Genomic DNA, 2,867 nt, shown 5'->3' with positions numbered 1-2,867 from the left:
GTCAAAGATTCTGAACCTGATGTAGACAAAATTCACGTTGTAAAAATGGACAGGAATTTTTTGAGCTTCATTGCAAGCGAATCGTCGATTCTGGCAGGCACACAATTGCTGGCCTACCCGTACAATCCTCCCACCTGGGAGTCCTATATTTATAAAATCGGCATCTGGAAAGATGAGCGCAGTTTCCGCATTGTTCCGTTCGGCGTCACCCGCCAGCGAAGCGGGAATATTGTGGCCGCCCCGTTTGAGCAGACCGAAGAAAGCACGACCGATTGGATGGACAAAATTAACGAAATTCTGACCCGGCGAAATCCCTTCACATTTGGTCTGGTGATCGCCCCATTGATGGATGCTCAAATGCAGGAAGCGGGCTTTTTCGCTTTCGATATTTTGCTGGTTCCGAGTACTTCCCTCTTCACCTGGTCGCTGGTTAGTTATGTTTTTATGCTTGGCTTGATTTTTCTCCTGGCAGATCTTTTAGTGATCCAGCGCATGACAAAATTTGGCTCGGAAATCAACCGCATGATCGTGCAAAAGTTTACCCAGCTTAGAAACGGGATTCGTGAAATTTCATCCGGCAATTTAGATTACAAAGTGAAAGTAGAGGGTAAAGATGAATTTGTCGAATTAGCAGACCTGTTTAACCAGATGGGCGTCCGGCTCAAAGAATCCATTGCCGAGGCACGTGAAAAAGAGCGCCTGCAATCTGAGCTCACCATTGCCAGAAATGTGCAGCTTGATCTGCTCCCGCAAACTTTACCCGAAATTCCCGGGTTCGAAATTGCCGCAACTATTAAAACGGCAAACGAAGTCGGCGGGGATTTTTATGACGTCATGCAGTTAGACCAGGACCGCTTCTTATTCACAATTGGTGACGTCTCCGGCAAAGGCACCTCGGCCGCATTTTATATGGCGCAGTGCATCAGCCTCCTGCGCTACTCGCCGCAATTCACCGACGACCCGCGCGAAATCGCTTTACGGCTCAATCAGTACTTTGCCGACCCTAAAGTTGACCGGCAGATATTTATCACTGCGATTATCGGTATCCTGGATGTTAAAACCAGCACCGTGCGAATGGTTCGGGCCGGCCACCCGCCGCCCATTTTCATACCCGGTAAAGAGAATGAAAAAATTCGTGAATTAGAATTAAAAGGATTGGGGCTGGGTCTGGAACGAAGTGGCAAAATTTTCGAGGAGACCTTAACAGAAAAGAAACTCAAACTGAATTCCGGCGACAGTCTAATTCTTTACACCGACGGCGTCGTAGAAGCTGCGCGTCTGGAGGAGTCGGAAGAAAACGTAGACAGTGAAGACAAATACAAATTCTACAGCGAAGAACGCCTGATGAGTTTTCTGCAAGCGTCCCACGGCAAAAGCCCGGCAAACCTTTTGGAAGCGCTCAATAAAGATGTCGAGTCTTTTTTCTCCGGTGATTCGCCGAATGATGATTTTACCTTGTTGGTGATTCGGAAGGAGTAGCAGTTAACTGAGTTTCGTCTTTATCAGCCGACTGCAGTCATCCCCACATGCTATCGCAAGAGAATGCTTCAAGTCAAATTACCAAATTCAGGATCATTGTCTGAACGAAAGACATTGAGCCGAATCTCAGAACCGCTTTTCTGCACGTTTCGTTCACATACAAAGATGCTAATTGTTGAGTCTGAGGTAACCCGAGCGCTTCCGCCCCACCTAAAAGCGGGACCCTTGTGACAAATCGCATGAAAGTTAGCGATTTTTTTAAACATCTTTTGCCCCGATTCTTGCAGATTGATTTGATAGAGATCAGCCCAATCCTTGCCCAGTCCCAAACTGGCAAGTCGTCCCGTCGTATGAAGGCCTAAAAAATAGAGGTTATTCGCCTCATCGGCAAGCAGTGAAATACTGTTAGGGTAGCCCTCTTTTTTGAACTTCGAGTTCTTTAAGAATTTGAAACGGCAATCCTGATGATTTAGCGCCAAATTTGGCTGACTGCGATAGAAGTCAAACACCTTCCCCTTGCTGTCCACTCCCAAAGCTAAAAGGTAGAAATCTCCCTTCTCATCTGCTGCATCTGAAATTCCCACAGAATAGACCCTTTTGTTCAACCGAATAGTGAGGTGTTCGGCCTTTTTCAACTCTTGAGTATCTTCATAGAACTGCACTTCTGTCGTTTGATCATTATAAACTGGAACAACAGCATAAGAGCCGATAGTTTGAATGCCGCCGGGATGATTAAAATCCGGAACTAGCTTTTTTCCCTGGTATGAGAAGTCTGACGCCGGACTATCATTCTTGGAAGTGAGAATCAATCCGTCCACTGTACTTGTGGTCACGGTCGCAATGGAATCTCGAATAGCAACCCCCTGCAGGTGACGCTTTAGTCGGCCAAAGCCCGTCGCATGTGGAATCGATTTTCCATTACCGAGAACTTTAGCTACCACACCGTCTTTTTGCAATCCCTCAAGCGCAGCCTTAGCATAGTTGGTGTTTTTATCAGGCGCCTTAAGCCTGACATTCGATACATCTGGATTAAATGACATTTTGTGGCCTCCTTTAGTAATCTCTTACTAATTATTAAGATACCATTATTGACGAGAATCTCTCATCTGTGAAAGAAATAAATGTCAGGTGGTTTATATTGACATTATTTATTTTTAATTGCTTTTCCAGCGCTTCATGTTTCAACAGACTCAATCGCGGCTCGACGGTAATCCTGCACGTCAACATAGGTTGTCGTTCTTATTGGCTGCCATTAGGCTTTACCAGTTTTGTATCGTTTTAAAAAACTGGTTTGTGGTCCTGAAACATCATTGTCTCTGACTTTTTTTTGCGGGAGCTCTTATCTATAAAATGTAAAGTTATTGGCAAGAGTCAAGGGAAGAAGTTCT

2 protein-coding genes are annotated in these 2,867 nt (G+C 45.4%); one reads left to right on the top strand and one right to left on the bottom strand.

All coding sequences use genetic code 11. The annotated features are described in order from the left end of the window. The first annotated feature begins 45 nt into the window (after positions 1 to 45). Positions 46 to 1,479 (top strand): SpoIIE family protein phosphatase, encoded by a 1,434-nt coding sequence (locus IH879_22110; GenBank protein ID MCH7677621.1) that lies wholly within the window; start codon positions 46 to 48, stop codon positions 1,477 to 1,479. A 68-nt stretch (positions 1,480 to 1,547) separates the two neighbouring features. On the opposite strand, the gene IH879_22105 is transcribed toward IH879_22110, so the two are convergent. Next, on the bottom strand, positions 1,548 to 2,519 hold the full coding sequence (locus tag IH879_22105) for a hypothetical protein (protein MCH7677620.1): 972 nt from the start codon (positions 2,517 to 2,519) through the stop codon (positions 1,548 to 1,550). Between the last annotated feature and the right edge of the window lie 348 nt (positions 2,520 to 2,867).

The organism is candidate division KSB1 bacterium (assembly GCA_022562085.1).
In the GTDB taxonomy this organism is placed as follows: Bacteria; Zhuqueibacterota; Zhuqueibacteria; order Oceanimicrobiales; family Oceanimicrobiaceae; genus Oceanimicrobium.
This window is presented reverse-complemented; position numbering and strand designations above follow the sequence as displayed.